The sequence below is a fragment of the Ferrovum sp. genome (assembly GCF_027317285.1).
Taxonomy (GTDB): Bacteria; Pseudomonadota; Gammaproteobacteria; order Burkholderiales; family Ferrovaceae; genus Ferrovum.
The window spans coordinates 1-21558 of sequence record NZ_DAHVHV010000035.1 but is presented as its reverse complement, the minus strand read 5'-3'; the positions used below and the strand labels follow the sequence as shown (position 1 = coordinate 21558).

Genomic DNA, 21558 nt, shown 5'->3' with positions numbered 1-21558 from the left:
TGGTGGCACTGATGGGAATGCGTGCCGCCCGATCTCCAAAAACGATCCTGAGCGCCCGGGTTTCCACCCCATCCCCCACCACCGTCCCGGTCCCATGGGCATTGATGGCATCCACCTGATCCGGCGCCAGATGTGCCATGCGCAGGGCTTCCTGAATGGCGCGGGCCTGTCCCCCGGCATCGGGCTGGGTAATGTGCCCCGCATCGGTGGTATTTCCGTACCCCACGATTTCGGCCAGGATGGTGGCCCCCCGCGCCTGCGCCGAACTTTCGGTCTCCAGTACCAGCGCCCCCGCCCCTTCGCCCAGGATGAACCCGGAACGATCCCCGGAAAAAGGACGACAGGAGGTTTCAGGGTGCACGGGATCGGGTTTGGCCAGGGTCTGGAGCGATTCCCAGGCTTTCATCACGCCCTGGGTCAGCAAAGCCTCGCTTCCCCCGGCCAGAGCATAACGGACGCGTCCGTGCCGCACCGCGAGGAAGGCTTCGCCCAACGCCACCGCAGAGGAGGAGCAGGCGGAACTGTAGGTAAAACTGGGGCCCCGAATCTTGAATTCGATGCTCAACTGCCCCGCAGATCCATTCGCCATGAAAGCCACGATGGTGGTGGGGCGCGGACGGGCCTGGGCATCCAGAAAAGATTCATGATAGGCTTGCTCGAGGGTGGTGGCTCCTCCGATGCCGGTTCCCCAGAACAGCCCGCAGTGCAGTCCTTCCTCCCCGGAAAGTTCCAGGCCCGCCTGGGTCAATGCTTCCCCCGCCGCCAACAGGGCCAGCTGGGCCACCCGGTCGAGGGTCAAGCGACGCAACTTGGTAAAACGGGATTCCACGGGGGTCAGAACGGGTGCCGCCAAGGCGGAGTTCAAAGAACTGGCCCAGGGAACCTCCAGATAACGGACACCGGAACGCCCTGCCTCCAGGCCCAGAACCAGTGCCTCAACCCCTTCCCCGAGGGGGCTGAGGGCGCCCATGCCCGTCACGACGACGCGTTGTGCGCCTGCAGAGTCTGTATTCATGAACGCGAATCCATCAAGAACCGATTGGAAAAGAGGGGGATCAGTCTGCTTCGTCCAGAGTGATGCCCTGCTGAACAACCATGGTATCCACTTCACGGGCGATATCCCCCACGGTCTTCAGGGGTACCGGTTCTCCCGTCATTTGCAATTTGAATTTATCTTCCAGCATGAACATGAATTCCACCGTTGCCAGGGAATCCACGCCTAATTCTTCCAATTTGGAATCTGGCTGAACCTGTTCCCGGGTCAGTCCAAACTCCTCCACAAGCATTTTTTGTATGATGGGTAATGAACTCATGTTTTGTTAGCCCGCCAACCGCAACTTGGGACGCTGTTTCAGATCATGTCGATCTGATTGTTGCGCTATGAAAGCCAGCGATTCCTGGGCTACCCGCTCCTTTTCAAAATCCATGGTGATGATGTGATAACAATTATCGAGAAGGACCTTGCGTACCTGAAGGGAAGAAATTCCCCGTTCGATCTGAGTTGCATTCCTCGGACTGGCCAGATCATCCTCGATAGCGTGTATTATAAGGGTAGGCGCGTGGATTTTGTGCAAGTTTTGACGTACCGACTTCATCAACTTCTCGGTTTCGAAGACCCCCTTGAGGGGGGAACGTGAGGAACCGATGGCAGAAGTCCCCCGTTTTTCCATCTGGGTGGCCACCCATTGACGGATCCGTTCATCCTTCAAACCATAGGGGGGGCGCTCTGCCAGCGACAGAAAATAGCGGAACGGCGTGTAGTACCCCAGATATTTGAGCCAGCGCATGCGCGTCACATTCCAGCCGTCATAACGCAGGGGGGCCGAGTACAGGCACAGCGCATGCAGATCGCTGCTGCGCCGTGTCGCCAGATTCAGGGCCAGATTGGCGCCGATACACAAACCCGCCACGCTGACCCGGTCATGTTCCCGGCGCAACAGATCGAAATTGGCCTCTACCTGCTCGCTCCAGTAGGCCCAGGGCGTCGTGTCGCTGGGAACGGGTTCATCGAATACCGAATAGCCTTGAATATTGGGAATATGAACGGTATAGCCGCCCACCACGCATAATTTGCGGCCAATATACTGGAGTTGCTGGGGCGTTCCGTACAAGCCGTGCAACAGCAACACGGCCCCCTTCCCCTTGCCTTCCATGTGTATCGTCTCGATGATCCACCTCCCGAACATTGATGGGAATATCGCCCACCAGATACGACTTTCATCCTACCCCAAAAACCCGGTCCCAACTGTTTCATACCGTACGGAGGGGAACTACACGTTGAACCTGAAGTGCATGACATCCCCGTCCTGTACCCGGTAATCTTTTCCCTCGAGGCGCATTTTTCCTGCCTCCCGGGCCCCGGTTTCACCCCGACAGGCAATGAAGTCCGGATAGGCAATCACTTCGGCGCGGATGAAGCCCCGTTCAAAATCGTTGTGAATGACTGCGGCAGCTCGAGGCGCAGTGGTTCCCTTCGGGATGGTCCAGGCCCGCACTTCCTTGACGCCCGCCGTAAAGTAGGTTTCCAGTCCGAGACAACGGTAGGCCGCCCGAATCAGCCGATCCAGTCCCGGTTCTTCCATCCCCATGTCGGCCAGAAACAGGGCCTTGTCCTCCGGCTCCAGATCCACCATCTGGGCTTCGAGCGCCGCGCACACTGGCACGACCCACGCGCCCTCGCGCTGGGCACGCGCCTCGACCTGGTCCAGCAGCGGATTGCGGGCAAACCCGTCCTCCCGCACATTGGCCACGTACAACAGAGGCTTGGCCGTCATCAGACAAAGGGGTTTCAGGGCTTGCAACTGATCCTCGTCCAGCCCCTGGGCGCGGACCGCATGCCCCTCATTCAGGCGCGCCTCGACCTGAGTCAGCAACCCCTGCAACCGGATGGCCTCCTTGTCTCCGGCGCGGGCCATTTTCTGGGTCCGAACCAGAGCCTTCTCCACGGTGGAGAGGTCGGCCAGGGCCAACTCGGTATCGATGGTATCGATATCCTCCAGAGGCGACACCCGACCTGCCACATGAATCACGTTGGAATCCTCGAAGCAACGCACCACATGGGCGATGGCATCGGTTTCCCGGATATTGGCCAGAAACTGGTTTCCCAAACCTTCCCCCTTCGAGGCTCCGGCCACCAGTCCTGCAATGTCCACGAATTCGGTGACGGCAGGCACCACCCGCTCGGGACGAACGATCTCCGCCAAGGCCGCCAGACGGGGATCCGGAACCTCCACCACACCCACGTTGGGCTCGATGGTACAAAAGGGATAATTCTCGGCGGCGATCCCCGACTGGGTCAGGGCATTGAACAAGGTCGACTTCCCCACGTTGGGCAACCCGACGATCCCGCATTTCAAACTCATATTCCATACTCCTCAAGGAGGGGACAGCGGTTTATGCAATTCGTTCATGGCAGGGCGAAACTGCCCCGTCATCACCAGGGGGAAAACGGACAGGCCCCGTTCCAGCGCCAGATCGATGGCAGCCTGATCCTCTTTCGAGGGACGGTGCAGAACATAGTTCGCCACGGGCTGGTGCGGTCCGGGATGACCGATCCCAATGCGCAGGCGCCAGAAGTCAGGGCTCCCCAACTGGGCGATGAGATCCTTCAGGCCATTGTGCCCCCCGGAACCGCCGCCCTGTTTCAGGCGGGCCACGCCAGGCGGCAAGTCCAGTTCATCGTGCAGCACCAGGATTTCCGCCACGTCGATCCGATAGAAATTGGCCAGGGCGGCCACCGACCGTCCACTCAAATTCATGAAGGTCTCGGGGCAAAGCAACCAGCTGGAAAAAGGATGATCCGCCCTGGCAACCCGCCCGTGGAAACGGGACTCACGGTGCCAGTCCAGATGCCATTGCCGGGCCAGGGCCTCGATGCCCCAAAACCCGGCATTATGGCGGGTATCCTGATAGGCTGCCCCCGGATTCCCCAATCCGGCAATCAGACGGATGGGCACCTTCCCTCACCCCTTTCTGCAGGACACGATGGCAAGGGCTGCGCTTACTTCTTCCCCCCCTTGGGGGCGTCCGCCGCAGGCGCTTTCTGACTGGTGGCCGGCACATCGGCCACCGACACCGCCGAAGCGGTCGAATCTTCCTCGGCACGCGCTGCACGGGGCAGAACTGCTGCCACCACGGCAGGGTTTTCGCCCTTGTGGAGGGCGGCGAATTCGATCCCGGCCGGTGCTTTCAGATCGGCCACATGGAAAGGATGAGCCACCGTCAGATCATGCAGATCCACTTCGATGTACTCGGGCAAATCTCCCGGCAGGCAAAGCACTTCGATTTCCGTCAGGATATGGCTGACGATGGCCCCGGACTGCTTGACTCCCGGACAGTTGTCGCCATTGACGAAGTGGAGCGGAACCTTGGTGTGCAACTTGCGATTCACATCCACCCGTTGAAAATCCACATGCAGGATCAACTGTTTGAAGGGGTGTCGTTGCACATCGCGCAACAATGCCGGATGGGGCTTCCCATCCAGATCGAGGGAAATCACGGAAGAATGGAAGGCCTCCTGGCGCAACTTGTGAAAAAGTTCGTTATGATCGAACTCGATGGCCAGTGCCTCCTGACCGTTCCCGTACAGGATGCCGGGAACCCGGCCGGCCCGGCGCAGGCGGCGGCTCGCTCCGGTGCCCTGCGCAGTGCGATGTGTAATCGTGATTTCCATGATTCGTCCTTTAGTGATTGAGTGTTTAAAACCCCCGACCGCGACCAGCCGGAGGGACGTACAAAAAAGTCATTCCATGAACAGGGAACTGACCGAATCCTCATCGCTGATCCGGCGCATGGTTTCCGCCATGAGTTCTGCGATGCCGATCTGGCGAATTTTTCTGCAGGTAAGAGAAGCCCCCGTCAGAGGGATGGTATCCGTCACCACCACTTCGTCCAGCGCCGATTCGTCGATCCGCTGGGCGGCACCGCCCGACAGGACGGGGTGGGTGATATACGCCAGGACACGCTCAGCCCCATGAGCCTTGAGCGCCTGGGCTCCGGCGCACAGGGTATTGGCCGTATCCACCATGTCATCCAGAATGATGCAGGTCCGCCCGGCCACATCACCAATCACATTCATGACCTGGGCCACGTTGGGTTTGGGACGACGTTTGTCGATGATGACGAGATCCGCTTCCAGACGCTTGGCCAGCGCCCGAGCCCGCACCACCCCCCCCACATCGGGAGAAACCACTGTCAGGCCCTGATAACCGGCACGCCAGATATCCCCCAGCAGAAGCGGGGTGGAATACACGTTATCCACCGGGATATCAAAAAAACCCTGAATCTGGTCCGAGTGCAGATCCATGGTCAATACCCGATCCACGCCGGCGCCCTGCAGCATGTTCGCCACCACTTTGGCAGAGATGGCCACCCTGGCCGAACGGGGTCGCCGATCCTGGCGGGCATAGCCAAAATAGGGAATGGCTGCCGTGATCCTGGCTGCAGAAGCACGCTTCAGGGCATCACACATCACCATGATTTCCATCAGATGATCGTTGGTGGGCGCGGAAGTCGACTGAAGGATGAAACAATCCCGACCCCGGACATTCTCGAGGATCTCCACCATGACCTCACCATCGCTGAAGCGCCCCACGGTGGCACGCCCCACGGAAATGTTGAGGTAAGCCGCGACTTCGCTTGCGAGTTTGGGATTGGCGGTGCCGGTAAACACCATCAAATCGGTAGAAGACATGAAACTCCTGACAAACGACGGCTAAACTGAATCGATGGCAGGGGAGGTAGGGATCGAACCTACGAATGCCGGAATCAAAATCCGGTGCCTTACCACTTGGCGACTCCCCTGCAGCACTACCCTGTCGCGCACAACGGATGACACTGTCGTCCGTGTGCCACAAAACCCTGATACCCCGGAGGAAACCGCTTCAACACCTGGTTTGCCTCGGAGCAGGTCAAAAAATCCAGAAAACAGCAACTGCCCGACCCACTCATCCGGGCGGTTCCAAATCCACCCATCCAATCCAGCAAACGCGCCACTTCGGGGTGCATGCGCCGGACCACGGGCTCCAGATCGTTCCCGATCTCCCTTCCAGAAAAGTCCCGTATTTTGACGGGTAATGAGTTTCTTGTCAAATCCGGCGCAGAGAACACTGCCCGGGTCGACACTGAAACACCCGGCGTGCCAATGACATACCAGCGTTCCGGCACCGACACCGGCATCAGGGCTTCTCCCACCCCCTCCGCGAGCGCGCTTTCCCCACCGATAAAGACCGGCACATCAGCGCCCAATTCAAGGCCCAGGTGCGCCAGGCGCGAACGCGCCCAATCAATTCCCCAGAGTTGGTTCAGGACCAGCAAGGTCGTCGCCGCATCCGAACTGCCCCCCCCCAACCCGCCGCCGATCGGGATACGCTTGTGCAGACGCAGACGCGCGCCCAATCTCACGCCTGCGCGCGCCTGCAGCAGACGCGCCGCCCTCAGGGTCAGATCCTGGTCTTCGGGGACCCCGGGAATCGTTTCCGCCCGCTCGATCCGCCCCGAATCCAGCACTTCGCAATCGAGCGTATCCCCAAAATCCACAAAAGTGAAGAGCGTCTGCAAGGTGTGGTATCCATCCCTGCGCCGCCCGGTCACTTTCAGAAAAAGATTGAGTTTGGCGGGTGCAGGCGCCTGCCACCAGGCCCCTTCGGTTTTTCGGCCCCGGTTCATTCCTTCTGTTCCAGCACCCAGTGATCGACCTTGATCCGGATCTGCAGATCCTCCCGGACCAGGCGGATCGTCCCCGGCAACCACTCACGGCCCACCATCCGCCAGTCGGCGTAGGTCACGACCCAACCCTGCTGGGACAGGCGCAAGGGATGATGCTCGGCATCCTGTTCGATCTGGGCAGGCAGGCCGGGATCCGGCCGGCCGCGCAACCACCAGGGCAACCCTTGCAGGGGCAGGTCATAGCCCAGAACGGTTTGGGTCAGCGTCGTGGGATCGCTGGCCCGATAGTCACGGTGATCCGACAGGGTCAGGTGGGTCTGCAGGGGGGAACTGTCGACCAAGGCCACGGTGGTGCCCAGCGGCGAACGCAATTCCAGGTGCTGTTCCGCCTCTCCGTGCAGTTGCCATTCCAGCTGGCCGCTCTCGCTCCCCGTCGGTTGCCGCACGGCGATGCGCCCCTCCAGTCGCCAACCCTGGACCGTGCCTCGTCCCAGGGTCAGGTCCCCCTGGGGGCCGGAACTCCACAGGGCACAACCGCTCAAACCCGATGCCACGCACCACAGGATTGCGCGCCCCCCCCTCATGACCGGCCCCGTCAATGCAGAAAGCGATGGACGGTCGCCAGCAATGCCGCATTATCCGGATGATCCTTGAGCGTGCTTTCCCAGATCTGGCGGGCTTCGGTCTGGTCTCCCGTGGCCCAGAGCGCCTCACCCAGATGGGAAGCGATTTCCGGATCGGGGTCTGCTGCAAAGGCGCGTTTCAGCGTGTCCACGGATTCGTGGAAATGTCCTTCACGGTATTGGACCCAGCCCAGACTGTCGATGATGAAGGGATCGTCGGGAGAAAGGGACAACGCCTTGCGGATCAGGTCGGCTGCCTCGTCGAGGCGTATGTTGCGCTCGGCCATGCTGTACCCCAGCGCATTGTAGGCATGGGCATAATCCGGACGCAGGGCAATGACGCGGCGCAGATCTTTCTCCAGCACGTCGAACCGGTTCAGTTTGTCTGCCACGATGGCCCGCTCGTACAACAGGTCGGGCGAATCCGGCAAGGTGGCCAGCGCCTGGCTGAGGGTATCGAAAGCGCCCTGGTCATCGCCGGCATCGCGCTGAATCTGTTCCTGAGCCAGGGTTCTCTGCTCCAGCCGTTCAGAAGAAGGGGCGGGCATCCGGCTCAGCATGTCCAGGGCTTTCTGGGTCTGCCCCTGCTGTGCCAGGATCAAGGCCACCCGGATCTGGGCCAGAGGATGCTGTTCCCCGCCGGAAATGGCCTCGTACCACTGAATGGCCTGTTCCCAATGGTGCTGTTCTTCCTCGGCCTGCCCCAGATAAAACCGGACCCGGTCAGGATCGCGGTACTCTCCCGCCATGACCTTCTTGAATTTTTCCTCGGCGGCCGCATAATTCTTCAACTGCATGTCCAGCAACCCCACCGCCAGCAACAGGTCCGGTTGGCCCGGATCTGCCTGCAGCAAAGTCTGGAATTCCCGTTGCCCCCCGGCGTAATCCTTTTGTTCCACCAGGAAACGCGCGTATTGCAGGCGTACTTCGCGCGCCTCGGGATGCTTGTCGAGAAAGGAATGGTACAGGGTCTGAGCCTGGTCAGGATCACTCTTCTGCAGGAGCTGAGCCTCCAGCGCCACGCCCATCTCCCAGTCCGGACGAAGCCGTAAAGCCGCCCGGATTTCCGTCAGCGCCAGATCGAATTTTCCATCCTGGGCCGCCAATGTGCTCACCAGGTAATGCCCTTCGGGGACTTCCGGATAGGGTTCCGTCAAATGCTGCGCCAGCGCCAGGGCATGGGCATGGTCCGGATGCTGGACCAGGACGACGTCCAGCCCCAGAAAATCGTCCCCGGCACTGTTGCGGTCCGCCGCGATCAAGGGGGCCAGAATGGGCAAGGCATCGATCAGATTGGGCTGGGACAGGATCAGCCCGCCCAGGGTTTCACGGGCCGACGGCGACTTGGGGTTTTCTTTCAACCATAACGCCAGGGCGGTTTGCGCGGCGGGAAGATCATGGGCGTACAACGCCACCTCGGTAGCCCGACGGGCCACGCGCGGATCTTTGGTGGTGCGGGCCAGATCCAGGTAAGTCTTGGTCGCCAGACCGAGGTGCCCGCGCTGGGCGGCGATTTCCGCCAGCAGCAGTTGGTAGACCCAGCGCGCCGTCAACTCCTGAACCGGCAGGGGCGGCGTACGAACCGCTTCAGGAGCCGGCGGGGTCGGAACGACCAGAAGCGACCCTCCCGGCCCCGACGTTTCCCCGTGGGCCAGAGCGGACAACCCGCCCCACAGGACCAGCGCAAACCCCAACTTCCATCGTTTCACACCCTTGGGTGCCTTGGTTTTCATAATCGGGTGTTCCCCTTCAGGATTTGGCACTCATCAAGCGCTGATATTTTCGTTCCAGTTCTGCCCTGCTTTCCCGGTAATCCGGGTTCATGGGAATGCAATCCACCGGACACACCTCACGACACTGGGGGGTATCGTAGTGCCCGACACACTCGGTGCACTTGCCGGGATCGATTTCATAAATCTCGGCCCCCTGGGAAATTGCCTCGTTCGGGCATTCGGGTTCACAGACATCACAATTGATACATTCATCGGTAATCATCAGCGCCATATACTTGATCCTCGTTACCCAACTGCTTTCAGTTTATCCAATAATCTCTGATGCACCAGTGGATTGACAAATTCCGACACTTCCCCACCCAACCCGGCAATTTCACGAATCATCGTTGACGAGATGAACAGATATTGTTCGGCAGGGGTCAGAAACAAAGTTTCGACCTCGGGTTGCAGGCGTCGGTTCATTCCGGCCATCTGAAATTCAAAATCGAAGTCGGAAACGGCGCGCAGCCCCCGGATCAATACCCGGGCCTGCCTCGAGCGCACGAAATCTGCCAGCAAACCAGAAAACCCCACCACCACGACCCGTTCGAAACGGGCCAGAGACGCCTGCGCCATTTCCACCCTTTCTTCCAGGGTGAACAGGGGTCGTTTGGGGCGACTGTCGGCCACCGCCACCACCACCTCATCGAACAACCCGCAAGCGCGCCGCACCAGATCCTCATGTCCCAGGGTCATCGGGTCAAAGGTTCCGGCATAAACAGCACGGATAAATGTTTGCTGGCCCATGGATCCTCATCTACAAGTACGCGCGCGCCCGACCGCAGGCCGGACCGGTTCGCTTCAGCGCCGTTGAAACAATTGTAACCGAGCCTGCCCCACTTTCGTGCATCGAACCTCGCGCCAGAGGTCGGATTCTGACATACCTCGGGAAGATTCACAGTAAATCCACCCGCCCGGACGCAAATGGGCGGACAACGCAGACCATACCCGACCCATTTCATCACTCCCGAAAGGCGGGTCCAGAAAGATCAGATCATAAGTCGCCGGATCGGTTTCCAGCCAGACATGGGCCTGAACCTGCCGGACGGTCACGCCGTCAGCCCCCAGGCGCTGGGCATTGGCCCGCAGGGCCACGCAGGCCAACCGATCCTGCTCGACCAGGACGACCTGTGCGGCGCCCCGGGAAGCCGCCTCGAAACCCAGGGCACCGCTGCCCGCAAACAAATCCAGGCAATGCCATCCCGTCAGGGATTGGCCCAGCCAATTGAACAGGGTTTCCCTGCCCCGGGCAGGGGTGGGACGCAGTCCGGGGCGGTCGTGAAACGCCAGCCGCCGGCCCCGCCACTGCCCCCCGATAATCCGAACTTCTCCTTTCATTTGGAGTAAAATCCCCTTTTGTTTTTTCCGTCAGATGGCTATTGTCCAATGTTTGGTCTGTTCAAAAAAGCCCCCCAGGACATTTCTTCTTCCGCATCACCCTCCTGGCTGGGTCGTCTCAAGGCAGGATTGCGGGGTAGTCGGGACAAATTGCAGCAGGGGCTTTCCGGTTTGTTTGGACAAAAACTGGACGACCTGTGGTTTGAAACCCTGGAAGAGACCCTGATCCTTGCCGACGTGGGGGTTTCCACCAGTCGGCGGCTGATTCACGCCCTGCAGCAGGAAGCGCGGCGGCAGCGCATCGAAGAGGGGGAAGCCTTGAAACCCCTGCTCAAGCATGAACTGATGGCGCTTCTGCGCCCCCTCGAACGGCCCTTGTCCGCGCCGCCGACAGAGGGCCCCCAGGTCATTCTGTTCGTGGGCGTCAATGGGGCCGGAAAAACCACCAGTATCGGCAAATTGGCCCAATATTTCCTGAACCAGAATAAAAAAGTGCTGCTGGCCGCCGGAGATACCTTTCGCGCCGCCGCCGTGGCCCAACTGGTGGCCTGGGGCGACCGCCATGACGTTCCCGTCATCACCCAGGAAAAAGGCGACTCGGCCGCCGTCATCTTCGACGCCATCCAGGCCGCGCGCGCGCGTGGCATCGATGTCGTCCTGGCGGATACGGCAGGACGGCTGCCCACCCAGTTACACCTGATGGAAGAGATCCGCAAGGTCAAACGGGTGGTGACCAAGGCGGATCCCACCGCCCCGCACGAGATCCTGCTGGTCCTCGACGCCAACACGGGGCAGAATGCCCTGGCTCAGGTCAAGGCCTTTGACGATGCGCTCCAGTTGACCGGCCTGATCATCACCAAACTGGACGGCACCGCACGCGGGGGGGTCATTGCGGCGATTGCCGGGGAACGGCCCATTCCCGTCTGTTTTCTGGGGGTGGGAGAAGGACCGGAAGATCTGGACCCCTTCCGCGCAGATGCCTATGTGGATGCCCTGATCGAATGATCGAACTCAAGGAAATTTTCAAACGTTACCCCGAACATCCCAACCTGTTCGAGAATTTCTCCCTGACCCTGGGCGCGGGGGAGTGGCTGCATCTGGTCGGACCGCCGGGGAGCGGCAAATCCACCCTCCTGCGCATGATGGCCGGCCTGGAGAAACCCACCTCGGGCACCCTGACCTTCAATGGACAGGATCTTTATCGACTGGGGACCTCGGCGCGCAGCCGCCTGCGCCAACGCATGGGCCTGGTTTTTCCCGACCCCGGTTTTCTGGAAGGGCATTCCCTGCTGGACAATGTCGCCCTCCCCCTGGAAATTCAGGGATTGCCCCGCGCGGAACGCCTGACCCGGGCGCAGAATGCACTGCAGCGTGTGGGATTGGACGGTCAGTCCGCCCTGCAGGCCCGGCAGTTGTCCCAGAATGCGCGTCAACGTCTGATGGTCGCCCGGGCCATCAGCGGGTATCCGGTATTACTGCTGGTGGATGATTTTTACCATGGCTGGCCCCAGGAACAACGGCAATTGCTGGAGAATTTGCTGGGCAGTTTCCATCAGGGCGGAGTAACCGTGGTGACGGCCGGCCTGCCGGGGGGGAACCTGCTGTCGCCCAAGGCGCGGACCCTCACGCTGAACACACCTGAACCGCATCGCATCGGGATCGACCCATGAGGATCTGGCTCCATCATCATGCCCATGCCTTCCGGCAGGCCAGGTCTTTCATCCTTGGTCAACCCCTGCGCCATGCGATATCCCTGCTCTTTCTGGGCATACTGGTCGCCCTGTCTCTGGGTACCGGATTTTTCTGGCAAAGAATCAGCCACTGGGCCCGGGATACGCTTCCCGAGCCCACCCTGACCCTGTTCATGACGGACCAGGCCAATGAAACCCAGACCCACGCCCTTTGGGATTCCCTGGCGGCCAATCCCCAGATCCGCGCCTTTGAATACATCTCGCCCGCCCAGGCACTGGATTCCCTGCGCCGCGCTCCCGATCTCGCCCCTGCGCTCAAGGCGTTGGACCGAAATCCCCTGCCGGGCGCCTTCGTGTTGCACCTGCGCGACCCCAGCCCCGCCCGTTTCAATCAACTGGAGCAGGCGTTCTCTCACCGGGAGGGAGTCGCCCAGATCCGCAGCGACCGGCTCTGGGCCGAACGACTGGAGACCGTCAGCACACTGGCCGAATCGATTCTGGGGTTCTGTGCCCTGCTCTTCGCCGTTCTCTCCTTTCTCTTCATCGCCTACCAGACGCACCAGCAGGCGTTACGCCAACGGGAAGCGCTTTCCCTGCTCAACCTGCTGGGCGCCTCCCTTTGTTATCAACGCCGTCCCTTTGCCTATTATGGTGCCCTGCTGGGGGCAGGTGCCGGGCTTCTGGCCTGGGCGGGCATCTTCTGGGCACTCACGCTGATCATCCCCTTCACTCATGCCCTCGGCGCCTTATTTCAAATCACCCTCGACCTCCCTCCTCCAGACCTGCGCGACGGCGGCGCACTCGTTCTCATCTCTACGCTGGGCGGGATTTTTGCCTCCTTGGTGGGACAAAGGAACTCACGCGCCGATTAGCACTCTCATGCAAAGAGTGCTAAGATACCCTTGTCAAGGAGGATATGAGTCCATGGAATTGACCGCTGACCACTATCTGACTCCCACCCATTCGGGAAGTCTGGAAGATTATCTGCAACGGATTGCACGGGTTCCCCTGCTGAGCGCCGAGGAGGAAGTCAGTTTGGCGCGGCGCCTGCGTGACCACCATGATCTGGGTGCAGCACAACGCATGATTCTTTCCCATCTGCGCCTGGTGGCGTCCATTGCCCGCCAATACAGCGGCTATGGTTTACCCCAGGCCGATTTGATCCAGGAAGGCAATGTGGGGCTCATGAAAGCCGTCCGGCGCTTTGATCCCGAGCGCGGCGTGCGCCTGGTTTCCTTCGCTGTACACTGGATCAAGGCGGAAATTCACGAATATATCCTGCGTAACTGGCGTCTGGTCAAAATCGCCACCACCAAGGCGCAGCGCAAATTATTCTTCGGTCTGCGCAGTCTCAAACCCGGTTTCAGTTCCCTTTCTCCAAACGAAACCCGCAAGATCGCAGAACAGTTGGGGGTTCGCCCGGAAGATGTGAGCGAAATGGAAACCCGCCTGTCGGGTCAGGATATTTCGCTGGATCCGGGACCGGAGGACGACGAGCACTGGGTCAGCCCGGTAGCCTACCTGGCGGATGAAGGAGCAGGCCCGCGGGAAACCCTGGAAGCCAGCGAAAACGCGCGCAACAGCCATGAAGACCTGAAGGAAGCCCTGAACCGGCTGGACGCCCGCAGTCGCAAGATCATCGAGGACCGCTGGTTACGGGACGAAGATGCCCCGCCCATCACCCTCCATGACCTGGCTGACGAGTGGGGAATTTCAGCCGAGCGGGTACGTCAGATCGAGGTTCGGGCGTTACAAAAGATTCGCACCACCCTGCTCCCCTCACCTCATCCGGCCTGACCCGGTTCCCGGTTAAAAACTGCAGAAAATGAGTTCGAAGGGAACGAGGCCGGACATGACCCCGGTGCGGGTGGTTTCGTCCATTTCCAGGAAACGGACATTGAGTTGGTATTTGTTGGCGCTGATTTCCGGCACACACCGGAACTTTTCCTCGATGCCCACCCGCAACAGGCGCGCGTCGGCCCCCACCTTGTTCTGCTGATAGAGCCCGTTGCGCGCCTCCAGGGGGAAGGACTTGCCGCTCTCGAGCATCAGCCGGATGTGCAGTTCCAGGGCGGTCTGCGTGGAAAGCAGCGGAGCGACCCAGGCGCAAAAATGGCTTCGACGCACCTCGACCGGCAGGGACAACCAGTAATGATAGGTGGGCATGTCAGAATCGCATACCCCGCCGGGGAGGTTGGCACGCTGTTTGATGGCCATCAATCCTTCATGATTGCGCAGGCATTCCGCAAACTTTCCCTTGGAAGCATGCAAACTCTCGATGGCCTCATCGAGTTCCTTCAGCGTCTTGTCCAGGGTGCCGGCATCGATGTCCGGGTTGCGTCGCAGCGACGACAATATCCCCCGTTGCCGCTCCAGCCCCTGCAGCAGGTCGGACTTGACGTCGGCACGAGCCGTCGCATCGATGATTTCAAACAGGGAAAGAAGGGCGGCATGATGATCCAGGGGATCGTCACGCTGCAGGAAATGAAAAACATGTCGAAACAACGTGGTCAGGCGCAAAAATACACGAACCTGCTCACTCAACGGGAAATCGTATAGGATCACCGGGGGGCCCTTCGGAGCAATGGTGAAATTCTGACGCAAACCAGAGAGATATGCAAGTCCCCCGCCAATTCAGGAGAGGCCTGAGGAGCGGGCCTGTTCCTCGGCCATGAGGCGGTACTGATGATCCAGTTTTTTCACCACCGTCTCCAGACTTTGCAAGTCTCCGTTGTTATCGATCACATCATCCGCCACGCGCAGGCGAGTTTTACGATCGGTCTGGGCGGCCATGATGGCCCGGACCGTTTCCGGCGTCATTTCCGGACGCTGGGATGCCCGCAGAACCTGAAGTTCTTCCTCACAATCCACCACCAATACCCGGGAGAGCAGGGGGCGATAGGAACCCACCTCGATCAGCAGGGGAACCACCAGCAGAACGTAGGGCTGGGTGGCCGCGTCCAGGGCCGCATGGACTGCTTCCCGGATCCGGCCATGCATGATGGTTTCCAGTTGCTTGCGCGCGGGGGGATGATTGAAGACATGATTGCGCATGGCCGTCCGGTCCAGACTGCCATCCTCGCTGATGAACGCTTCCCCGAATTTCTCCCGAATCGCCTGGATGGCGGCGCCCCCCGGGGCCGTCATTTGCCGGGATATGGCATCCGTATCCACCAACCCGGCCCCATATCGGGCAAACAAACTGGCCACCGTCGACTTTCCAGCCCCAATACCCCCGGTAACGCCCACAATAAACTTGCTCATGCTCCTCTCCCTTGCCAATTCACCCACAAAACGCACTCGGTAGCCAGAATCAGGAAGGGCCCGAAAGGGAAAGCCACCCTCATCCCCTGACGCCATCCCAGGAACAGCCCCCCCACCACGCCCAGGGATGCGGCTCCCATCAGGATCAAAGGCAATTGTGCCACACCCATCCAGGCCCCAATGGCGGCCAGCAATTTGATATCCCCCTGCCCCATGCCTTCCCGCCTGGTCAACCCGCGGAACCCCCAGTACACCCCGGCCAGCATCAGGTACCCCAACACCGCGCCCCAGACGCCCTGTTCCAGGGAAACGCCTCCACCCAGTGCGTGGAACACCAGCCCTCCCCACAACAAGGGCTGGGTCAGCCCATCGGGGAGCAACTGGGTTTCCAGGTCGACGAAGGCCAGCAACAACAGCCCCCATTGTAACCCGACGAAAGCCCAGCCTTGCAGGTCTGCCCGGCCCAGCCACAGCGTCGTCAGCGCACTCAACGCCACCAGGCCGGGAAAGAGGGAGCGATGATGGGCCCTGAAATCATGGACCCAGACCATTTGCTGACTGACCCAGGGAATCCGGTCCTCATCGAGCCCATCGATCCATTGATCCAGGCCCCGTTGCCCCCAATGCGCCAACCCGACCCCCAGCAAGGCCGCCACCAGTCCCTCCAGGAACGGCGTCACTCCCCCGCCTCCTGGGTCGGGGCAGCAGAATCCTCCTCCGTCACATGCACCCGGGCCACCCGCACCCGACGATCCTGGGTCTGCACGATTTCAACAGGATAACCCGCCACCTTGAGCGCCGTTCCCGGTTCCGGAATGTCCTCCAGAATTTCCAGGATCAGCCCATTCAGGGTTTTGGGGCCGTTGACCGGAAAGGCCGTCCCCACTTTCCGGTTGAGGTCCCGCAGGGAACAATCTCCATCCACCAACACCGTGTGCGCGCTCTCGCGGGTGAACAAATCCCGATGATGGGAACGCCCGCTGAATTCTCCGACGATTTCTTCCAGAATGTCTTCCACGGTGACCCACCCCAGCAATTCACCGTACTCATCCACCACCAGTCCAACCTTATGCTGTGTTTTCTGGAAATTCTGGAGTTGTGTCAACAGCGCCGTTCCCTCCGGAATGAAGTAGGGCTGGCGCATCACGCTCATCAGCCCTTCCCGGGTGATCCCGCCTTGCTGGAACAGATTGAAAATCTTGCGCACATGGACCACCCCCACCACCGCATCCGGTGTTCCCCGATACAGTAATTGCAGGGTATGGCGAGCTGTCCCCAACTGCGCCATGATTTCGGTCATGTCCGCGTCGATGTCGACCCCCTCGATGCGTGAGCGCGGCGTCATCACGTCCTCCACCGTCATCTGGTTCAGTTCCAGCAGGTTGAGAATCAGATCCTGATGGTTGCTCGACAAAAACCCGCCGCCCTCCAGCACCAGCAGGCGCAACTCATCCAGCCCCAACCCCTGCGCCCGGGTTTGGGAACGCCGGCGCAGGCCCATCAGGAACAGCAGTGCCCGCACGAACAGGTTGATGAACCAGATGACCGGCGAAAATACCCACAACAACCCGACCAGGATGAAACTGATGCGCAGCGCAATGGGCTCGGGCCAGGTGGCTCCGATGATCTTGGGCGTGATCTCGGAAAACACCAGAATGACCAGCGTCACCAGCAGCGTGCTGAACGTCAGGGTCAGCCCGCCGCCGCCGACCCAGCGCACCACCAGAACCGTGACGATGGAAGCCGCCGCTGCATTGAGCAGGTTGTTTCCCAGCAGCAGCATGCTCAGCAAACGTTCCGTTTGCTGCAACAGGAACTGGGCCCGGCGCGCACCCGAACGGTGCGCCGCCAAGTGCTTGAGGCGATAGCGGTCCAGCGCGATCATGCTGGTTTCGGCCATGGAAAAAAACCCCGACAGGACCAGTAGCAAGACCAGCCCTGCCAGCATCCAGCCCCAGGAGAGTTCATCCACGATGAAGCAGGATCTCCACCACAAACTTGCTGCCCAGATACCCCACCAGCAGCAGGGCAAACCCTGCAAGGGTCCAGCGCGCCGCACGCCGCCCCCGGATTCCCCAAAGTTGGCGGGCCGTCAACAGCCCGGCAAAGACGACCCAGGACAGCAGGGAGAAAATCACCTTGTGGTTCCACACCAGCGGTTTGTCGAAGAGGGCTTCGGAGAAGAAGATCCCGCTGATCAGGGTCGCCGTCAGAAGGAGGAAACCCACCCAGATCATCTGGAAGAGCAGGGCATCCATGGCCACCAGTGAAGGCAGGGGGCCCAGAGGCGTGAAAGGGCGGTCATGGTTGTGCAGACGTTGTTCCATGACGCTCATGAGAACGGCATGCAGGGCCGCCACGCCGAACAATCCATCGGCCATCAGGGAAATCACCAGGTGGATCTTGAACGTCAGCAGGTGGCTGTATTCCACCGGTTTTTCGGCAGGCAGAACGAGCGGAGCCAGCACCAGCCCGGCAACGATCAACATCAGGACAGACTGAAGGACCCCCAGACGACAGCGAAAACTGGCCAGCCAATACATGGCAACGGTCGCTGCCCCCACCAGGGACAGTGAATTCCCCAGCGACAACACCATCTGGTGAGAAGCGAAGAGGACCCGGTGCAGCAAGGCGGCATGCACCACCAGAGTCAGAAAAAGCAGACCCTGGGCGCGCCAGGATGATGACTGACCATCGGTCGTTCCGGCCGGTACCGGCTGCCGGGAAATGAGATCCCGCAGCCCCAGCAGAAGATAAAGCGCTGCAGTGATAAAATAAAGGGAGGTGTTGACCATAGTGTCGATAGTTTACCACTCTCAACCTTCGATGAGGCTTCTCCTTCCATGCTCGATCAACTTACCGAACGTCTGACCGGCGCTCTGAAAACCTTGCGCGGACAGGCGCGTTTGAGCGAATCCAACATCCAGGATGTCCTGCGTGAGGTCCGTATTGCCCTGCTGGAAGCCGATGTGGCACTTCCCGTGGTCAAGGAATTTGTCGACACGGTGCGCAGTGAAGCCCTGGGGCAGGCCGTATTGAGCAGTCTGACGCCGGGACAGGCCTTCATCGGAGTCGTCCACCGGGTGCTGACCCGCCTCATGGGAGAACAGAACGAAGGCCTGAACCTCGCCACCCAGCCCCCGGCCGTCATTCTCATGGCAGGCTTGCAGGGGGCAGGAAAAACCACCACCACGGGCAAACTGGCCAAGTGGCTCAAGGAACAGCAAAAAAAGAAAGTCCTTCTGGTGAGTTGCGACGTGTACCGGCCTGCGGCCATCGAACAACTCCAGGTTCTGGCCCGATCGCTCGAAGTGGATTTCTTCCCTTCCTCTGCAAACCAGCCCCCCGAAGAGATTGCGCGCGCCGCCCTGGATCATGCGCGCCATCATTACCACGACGTCCTGATCGTGGATACCGCCGGACGCCTGGCCATCGATGACGCCATGATGCAGGAAATCCAGCGCCTTCACCAAACCGTCCACCCCATCGAAACGCTCTTCGTGGTGGATGCCATGCAGGGGCAGGACGCAGTCAATACGGCGCGCGCCTTCGGGGATGCCCTGCCGCTCACCGGGATCATCCTCACCAAACTGGATGGCGATGCGCGCGGCGGCGCCGCCCTGTCGGTTCGCCAGGTCACGCAGCGCCCCATCAAGTTCATCGGGGTCGGTGAAAAACTGACCGGCCTGGAGGCTTTTCATCCGGAACGCATGGCCTCGCGCATACTGGGGATGGGCGACGTCCTGAGTCTGATCGAAGAAGCCCAACGCTCCGTCGACCAGGTGGAAGCGGAAAAACTGGCCAAAAAGCTCAAGAAGGGACAAAGTTTCGACCTGGAGGATTTCAAATCCCAGTTGCAACAGATGCGCAAAGCAGGGGGAATCGGGGCCATGATGGATAAACTGCCAGCCCAGTTGAGCCGGGGCCTCACCCCCGGTGCCGCCGCACCGGACGACCGTGCGTTGCGCCGGATCGAAGGAATCATCAACGCCATGACCCCCCTCGAACGGCGGCGCCCCGAACTCCTCAAGGCCTCACGCAAACGACGCATTGCCCTGGGCTCCGGCGTGCAGGTTCAGGAAGTCAACCGCCTCCTGGCCCAGTTCGAACAGATGCAGAAAATGATGAAAATGCTCTCCCAGGGAGGAATGACCAAAATGATGCGGGGCATGCGCAATCTGATGCCCGGACGATGATCCGGCAGAGGGAAGTCACGCCCGATGAAAGAAGAAACTGCCCTCTTCCGTTTGCGTTCTCCCCAGAATGGTCTCAAAAGCGGACGCTGGCACGGGGCGGGAATACCAGAACCCCTGGGCGTAGTCACAGCCGAACAACCGTAACATGTCGTGTTGCGCGCGGGTTTCCACCCCTTCCGCAATGGTCTTGATGCCCAGTTTATGGGCCATGACGATGATCGCCTCGGTGAGCGCCTTGTCGCTTTCGTCCACTGTGATTTCCGAGATGAAGGAACGGTCGATCTTGAGATAATCGATGTCGAATTGCTTGAGGTAGGACAGGGCGGAAAACCCGGTGCCGAAATCATCGATGGAAACTTCTATCCCATGATTGCGGTAATCCAGAAAACTTTGCTGGATACGCTCGGATTTTTTCAGCAGCATGCCCTCCGTAATTTCGACGGTGATGCAGTTGCCGGGCAGTCCCAGCCCCGCCAACTGCTTCAGCCAGAGGGCATCCCCCTGGTCAAACTGAATCGGGGAACGGTTGACGCTGACCTGGATGATTTGTCCAAATCGCTGCTGCCATTGGGCGATATGGGAAATCACCTGGAAGGAGAGCCAGTTTCCGATCTCGTGGATCAATCCAGACGCCTCGGCCAGGGGAATGAAGACCTGCGGCCCCACTTCACCGCGCCCGGGATGGAACCAGCGCAGGAGCGCTTCCACCTTCTTCAGTCGTCCATCCTCCAGATCCAGAATGGGCTGGTAGTGAACCGATAATTCTCCCCGTCGTGCCGCAAGACGCAGGTCATTGGTCAGGGTCATCTTGTTCTGGGCTTCCTGCTGCATGGCCGGCAGGAAAAAGTGGAAGCGGTTCCGCCCCTCCGCCTTGGCGGAATACATGGCCTGATCGGCATGCTTCACCAGGGTATTGCGATCTTCCGCATTGTCCGGATAGAGCGCAATGCCCACACTGGCCGAAATGAAACAACGGTCCCCGTCGCCCAGATCGAAGGGTTGGGCGAGCGCTTCGGTAATATCGTGGGCAGTCTGCTGAACGTGCAGCAGCGCGCATTCCGGCAGGATGACGGCAAACTCGTCCCCCCCCAGACGGGAGACCGTATCGGTTTCGCGCACGGTGCAACAAATTCGACGCGCCGCCTCCTCCAGGAGCACGTCTCCCTTCATGTGGCCCAGCGTGTCATTGACCTCCTTGAAGCGATCCAGATCCAGGAGCAACAAGGCCATGGGCGAACCGTTCCTGCGGTATTTCCTGATTTCCTGATCCAGACGTTCCAGAAACAACTGGCGATTGGGGAGCCCCGTCACATAATCATAGTTCGCCCGCTTCCAGGCCACGGAATCGAGGCCATGGTCGTCGGACAGGTCGCTCATCACGGCGATAAAGTTCTGAGCCTTCCCCTCGGAGTCGCTGATGGCACAAAGACTGAAATTTTCTGAATAAACCTCACCCGTTTTACGGCGGTTGGAAATTTCTCCTTTCCAGTTCTGATTCCGTTTGATCTCGCGCCAGACCGACTTGTAGGTATCCGGTCTGCTCAGTCCTCCGTGGATCCTGAACAGATTCTTTCCAATCACTTCGTCCTGGGTGTATCCGGTCAAGCGGGCATGGGCCGCATTGGTATCCTGAATTCGCCCTTCTCCGTCCGTAATGATCAGAGCGTCGTTAGCCCCAGCCAAAACTTGAGCCACCTGTCGCAAGTTTAAACTCATGGTCCCCCACATATCGACTCACGGAGTGATATTTACATTTGTATAATCGGCAGAATCCGACCAAACAATATGGTATGCCACAAAATTTTGCAATAGGTTCGAGAAGAATCCTGGAGTCAAATGATAAAACGTGGAATTTTTGTAATGCTGGAAATGTCCGAAACCGTCCCCCCCTGGCGAAAACATCCGAACATCGCCGGATGTTTTCAGAGTGCCCTCGAAGAGGGGACTCATGGGTTCTCAGTCTTCGTTGCTGTTCTCGCGTTCATTGAGCAGCACCTTGCCGGACTTG

The 21558-nt window shown here is 59.9% G+C and carries 24 protein-coding genes and 1 tRNA gene; 5 read left to right on the top strand and 20 right to left on the bottom strand.

Annotated elements, in window-relative coordinates:
• From M6F29_RS08320 to rsmD, 14 genes are all read right to left on the bottom strand, one after another.
• A partial coding sequence (locus tag M6F29_RS08320) for a beta-ketoacyl-[acyl-carrier-protein] synthase family protein (RefSeq protein WP_298158559.1) occupies positions 1–1015 on the bottom strand: 1015 nt, incomplete at its 3' end.
• Positions 1016–1055: 40 nt separating this feature from the next.
• Positions 1056–1313, bottom strand: coding sequence for an acyl carrier protein (locus tag M6F29_RS08315; RefSeq protein WP_297453478.1), 258 nt, complete (start codon positions 1311–1313; stop codon positions 1056–1058).
• 6 nt (positions 1314–1319) lie between these two features.
• Positions 1320–2153 carry an alpha/beta hydrolase gene (locus tag M6F29_RS08310; protein WP_298158558.1) on the bottom strand — a complete coding sequence of 278 codons (834 nt, stop codon included), beginning with the start codon at positions 2151–2153 and terminating at the stop codon, positions 1320–1322.
• A 117-nt stretch (positions 2154–2270) separates the two neighbouring features.
• Positions 2271–3362, bottom strand: coding sequence for a redox-regulated ATPase YchF (gene ychF, locus M6F29_RS08305; protein WP_298158557.1), 1092 nt, complete (start codon positions 3360–3362; stop codon positions 2271–2273).
• 12 nt (positions 3363–3374) lie between these two features.
• Positions 3375–3956: an aminoacyl-tRNA hydrolase gene (gene pth / locus M6F29_RS08300; protein WP_298158556.1), complete on the bottom strand. Its 582-nt coding sequence runs from the start codon at positions 3954–3956 to the stop codon at positions 3375–3377.
• A gap of 44 nt (positions 3957–4000) precedes the next feature.
• Positions 4001–4672, bottom strand: a complete 672-nt coding sequence (locus M6F29_RS08295) for a 50S ribosomal protein L25/general stress protein Ctc (protein WP_297496600.1) — start codon at positions 4670–4672, stop codon at positions 4001–4003.
• 69 nt (positions 4673–4741) lie between these two features.
• Positions 4742–5692: a ribose-phosphate pyrophosphokinase gene (locus M6F29_RS08290; protein ID WP_297453492.1), complete on the bottom strand. Its 951-nt coding sequence runs from the start codon at positions 5690–5692 to the stop codon at positions 4742–4744.
• Between the two features lie 35 nt (positions 5693–5727).
• Positions 5728–5802: transfer RNA gene (locus tag M6F29_RS08285), tRNA-Gln, on the bottom strand.
• Between the two features lie 6 nt (positions 5803–5808).
• Entirely contained in the window at positions 5809–6666 is an 858-nt protein-coding gene (ispE, locus tag M6F29_RS08280; protein ID WP_298158553.1) for a 4-(cytidine 5'-diphospho)-2-C-methyl-D-erythritol kinase, read from the bottom strand.
• Positions 6663–7250: a lipoprotein insertase outer membrane protein LolB gene (lolB, locus tag M6F29_RS08275; protein ID WP_297477302.1), complete on the bottom strand. Its 588-nt coding sequence runs from the start codon at positions 7248–7250 to the stop codon at positions 6663–6665. The genes ispE and lolB overlap by 4 nt, the downstream gene beginning before the upstream one ends.
• Before the next feature lie 11 nt (positions 7251–7261).
• The gene (locus M6F29_RS08270; protein WP_298158551.1) at positions 7262–9022 is read right to left on the bottom strand and encodes a tetratricopeptide repeat protein; all 1761 of its coding nucleotides are present in this window, start codon (positions 9020–9022) and stop codon (positions 7262–7264) included.
• A gap of 16 nt (positions 9023–9038) precedes the next feature.
• A complete protein-coding gene (locus tag M6F29_RS08265) occupies positions 9039–9293 on the bottom strand; it encodes a YfhL family 4Fe-4S dicluster ferredoxin (protein WP_297477297.1) in 255 nt (84 codons plus the stop codon).
• Between the two features lie 14 nt (positions 9294–9307).
• Positions 9308–9808, bottom strand: coding sequence for a pantetheine-phosphate adenylyltransferase (gene coaD / locus M6F29_RS08260; RefSeq protein WP_297477295.1), 501 nt, complete (start codon positions 9806–9808; stop codon positions 9308–9310).
• A gap of 54 nt (positions 9809–9862) precedes the next feature.
• Positions 9863–10399, bottom strand: coding sequence for a 16S rRNA (guanine(966)-N(2))-methyltransferase RsmD (gene rsmD / locus M6F29_RS08255; protein ID WP_298158549.1), 537 nt, complete (start codon positions 10397–10399; stop codon positions 9863–9865).
• Between the two features lie 48 nt (positions 10400–10447).
• Between rsmD and ftsY the strand changes: the two genes are divergently transcribed.
• Genes ftsY through rpoH form a run of 4 tightly spaced genes read left to right on the top strand, consistent with a single transcriptional unit; the run spans position 10448 to position 13887 of the window.
• Positions 10448–11404 carry a signal recognition particle-docking protein FtsY gene (gene ftsY / locus M6F29_RS08250; protein WP_298158547.1) on the top strand — a complete coding sequence of 319 codons (957 nt, stop codon included), beginning with the start codon at positions 10448–10450 and terminating at the stop codon, positions 11402–11404.
• Complete coding sequence (locus M6F29_RS08245) at positions 11401–12069, top strand: cell division ATP-binding protein FtsE (RefSeq protein ID WP_297477289.1); 669 nt, start codon at positions 11401–11403, stop codon at positions 12067–12069. The genes ftsY and M6F29_RS08245 overlap by 4 nt, the downstream gene beginning before the upstream one ends.
• Complete coding sequence (locus M6F29_RS08240; protein ID WP_298158545.1) at positions 12066–12962, top strand: cell division protein FtsX; 897 nt, start codon at positions 12066–12068, stop codon at positions 12960–12962. Before M6F29_RS08245 ends, M6F29_RS08240 begins: the two co-directional genes overlap by 4 nt.
• A gap of 52 nt (positions 12963–13014) precedes the next feature.
• Positions 13015–13887 (top strand): RNA polymerase sigma factor RpoH, encoded by an 873-nt coding sequence (gene rpoH / locus M6F29_RS08235; RefSeq protein ID WP_297496590.1) that lies wholly within the window; start codon positions 13015–13017, stop codon positions 13885–13887.
• A 12-nt stretch (positions 13888–13899) separates the two neighbouring features.
• Here rpoH and zapD read toward each other — a convergent pair whose 3' ends face one another.
• The 5 genes from zapD to M6F29_RS08210 form a co-directional block, all read right to left on the bottom strand.
• Entirely contained in the window at positions 13900–14655 is a 756-nt protein-coding gene (gene zapD / locus M6F29_RS08230) for a cell division protein ZapD (protein ID WP_298158560.1), read from the bottom strand.
• A 69-nt stretch (positions 14656–14724) separates the two neighbouring features.
• Positions 14725–15354, bottom strand: a complete 630-nt coding sequence (coaE, locus tag M6F29_RS08225) for a dephospho-CoA kinase (protein WP_297456830.1) — start codon at positions 15352–15354, stop codon at positions 14725–14727.
• Complete coding sequence (locus M6F29_RS08220; protein WP_298158542.1) at positions 15351–16034, bottom strand: prepilin peptidase; 684 nt, start codon at positions 16032–16034, stop codon at positions 15351–15353. Before M6F29_RS08220 ends, coaE begins: the two co-directional genes overlap by 4 nt.
• The gene (locus tag M6F29_RS08215; protein WP_298158540.1) at positions 16031–17326 is read right to left on the bottom strand and encodes an HlyC/CorC family transporter; all 1296 of its coding nucleotides are present in this window, start codon (positions 17324–17326) and stop codon (positions 16031–16033) included. The genes M6F29_RS08220 and M6F29_RS08215 overlap by 4 nt, the downstream gene beginning before the upstream one ends.
• Positions 17319–18149: a cytochrome C assembly family protein gene (locus tag M6F29_RS08210; protein ID WP_298158538.1), complete on the bottom strand. Its 831-nt coding sequence runs from the start codon at positions 18147–18149 to the stop codon at positions 17319–17321. The genes M6F29_RS08215 and M6F29_RS08210 overlap by 8 nt, the downstream gene beginning before the upstream one ends.
• A 48-nt stretch (positions 18150–18197) precedes the next feature.
• On the opposite strand from M6F29_RS08210, the gene ffh reads away from it, so the two are divergent.
• On the top strand, positions 18198–19550 hold the full coding sequence (gene ffh / locus M6F29_RS08205; RefSeq protein ID WP_298158536.1) for a signal recognition particle protein: 1353 nt from the start codon (positions 18198–18200) through the stop codon (positions 19548–19550).
• Between the two features lie 15 nt (positions 19551–19565).
• Here ffh and M6F29_RS08200 read toward each other — a convergent pair whose 3' ends face one another.
• Positions 19566–21266 (bottom strand): putative bifunctional diguanylate cyclase/phosphodiesterase, encoded by a 1701-nt coding sequence (locus M6F29_RS08200; RefSeq protein WP_298158534.1) that lies wholly within the window; start codon positions 21264–21266, stop codon positions 19566–19568.
• Positions 21267–21558 lie beyond the last annotated feature (292 nt).

What these genes read in the sequence shown, in the direction of transcription:
- M6F29_RS08315 (WP_297453478.1), bottom strand. Translation starts at nt 1,313, where the DNA reads ATGAGTTCATTACCCATCATACAAAAAATGCTTGTGGAGGAGTTTGGA.
- M6F29_RS08310 (WP_298158558.1), bottom strand. Translation starts at nt 2,153, where the DNA reads ATGGAAGGCAAGGGGAAGGGGGCCGTGTTGCTGTTGCACGGCTTGTAC.
- ychF (WP_298158557.1), bottom strand. Translation starts at nt 3,362, where the DNA reads ATGAGTTTGAAATGCGGGATCGTCGGGTTGCCCAACGTGGGGAAGTCG.
- M6F29_RS08295 (WP_297496600.1), bottom strand. Translation starts at nt 4,672, where the DNA reads ATGGAAATCACGATTACACATCGCACTGCGCAGGGCACCGGAGCGAGC.
- M6F29_RS08290 (WP_297453492.1), bottom strand. Translation starts at nt 5,692, where the DNA reads ATGTCTTCTACCGATTTGATGGTGTTTACCGGCACCGCCAATCCCAAA.
- ispE (WP_298158553.1), bottom strand. Translation starts at nt 6,666, where the DNA reads ATGAACCGGGGCCGAAAAACCGAAGGGGCCTGGTGGCAGGCGCCTGCA.
- lolB (WP_297477302.1), bottom strand. Translation starts at nt 7,250, where the DNA reads ATGAGGGGGGGGCGCGCAATCCTGTGGTGCGTGGCATCGGGTTTGAGC.
- M6F29_RS08270 (WP_298158551.1), bottom strand. Translation starts at nt 9,022, where the DNA reads ATGAAAACCAAGGCACCCAAGGGTGTGAAACGATGGAAGTTGGGGTTT.
- M6F29_RS08265 (WP_297477297.1), bottom strand. Translation starts at nt 9,293, where the DNA reads ATGGCGCTGATGATTACCGATGAATGTATCAATTGTGATGTCTGTGAA.
- coaD (WP_297477295.1), bottom strand. Translation starts at nt 9,808, where the DNA reads ATGGGCCAGCAAACATTTATCCGTGCTGTTTATGCCGGAACCTTTGAC.
- rsmD (WP_298158549.1), bottom strand. Translation starts at nt 10,399, where the DNA reads ATGAAAGGAGAAGTTCGGATTATCGGGGGGCAGTGGCGGGGCCGGCGG.
- ftsY (WP_298158547.1), top strand. Translation starts at nt 10,448, where the DNA reads ATGTTTGGTCTGTTCAAAAAAGCCCCCCAGGACATTTCTTCTTCCGCA.
- M6F29_RS08245 (WP_297477289.1), top strand. Translation starts at nt 11,401, where the DNA reads ATGATCGAACTCAAGGAAATTTTCAAACGTTACCCCGAACATCCCAAC.
- M6F29_RS08240 (WP_298158545.1), top strand. Translation starts at nt 12,066, where the DNA reads ATGAGGATCTGGCTCCATCATCATGCCCATGCCTTCCGGCAGGCCAGG.
- rpoH (WP_297496590.1), top strand. Translation starts at nt 13,015, where the DNA reads ATGGAATTGACCGCTGACCACTATCTGACTCCCACCCATTCGGGAAGT.
- coaE (WP_297456830.1), bottom strand. Translation starts at nt 15,354, where the DNA reads ATGAGCAAGTTTATTGTGGGCGTTACCGGGGGTATTGGGGCTGGAAAG.
- M6F29_RS08210 (WP_298158538.1), bottom strand. Translation starts at nt 18,149, where the DNA reads ATGGTCAACACCTCCCTTTATTTTATCACTGCAGCGCTTTATCTTCTG.
- ffh (WP_298158536.1), top strand. Translation starts at nt 18,198, where the DNA reads ATGCTCGATCAACTTACCGAACGTCTGACCGGCGCTCTGAAAACCTTG.
- M6F29_RS08200 (WP_298158534.1), bottom strand. Translation starts at nt 21,266, where the DNA reads ATGAGTTTAAACTTGCGACAGGTGGCTCAAGTTTTGGCTGGGGCTAAC.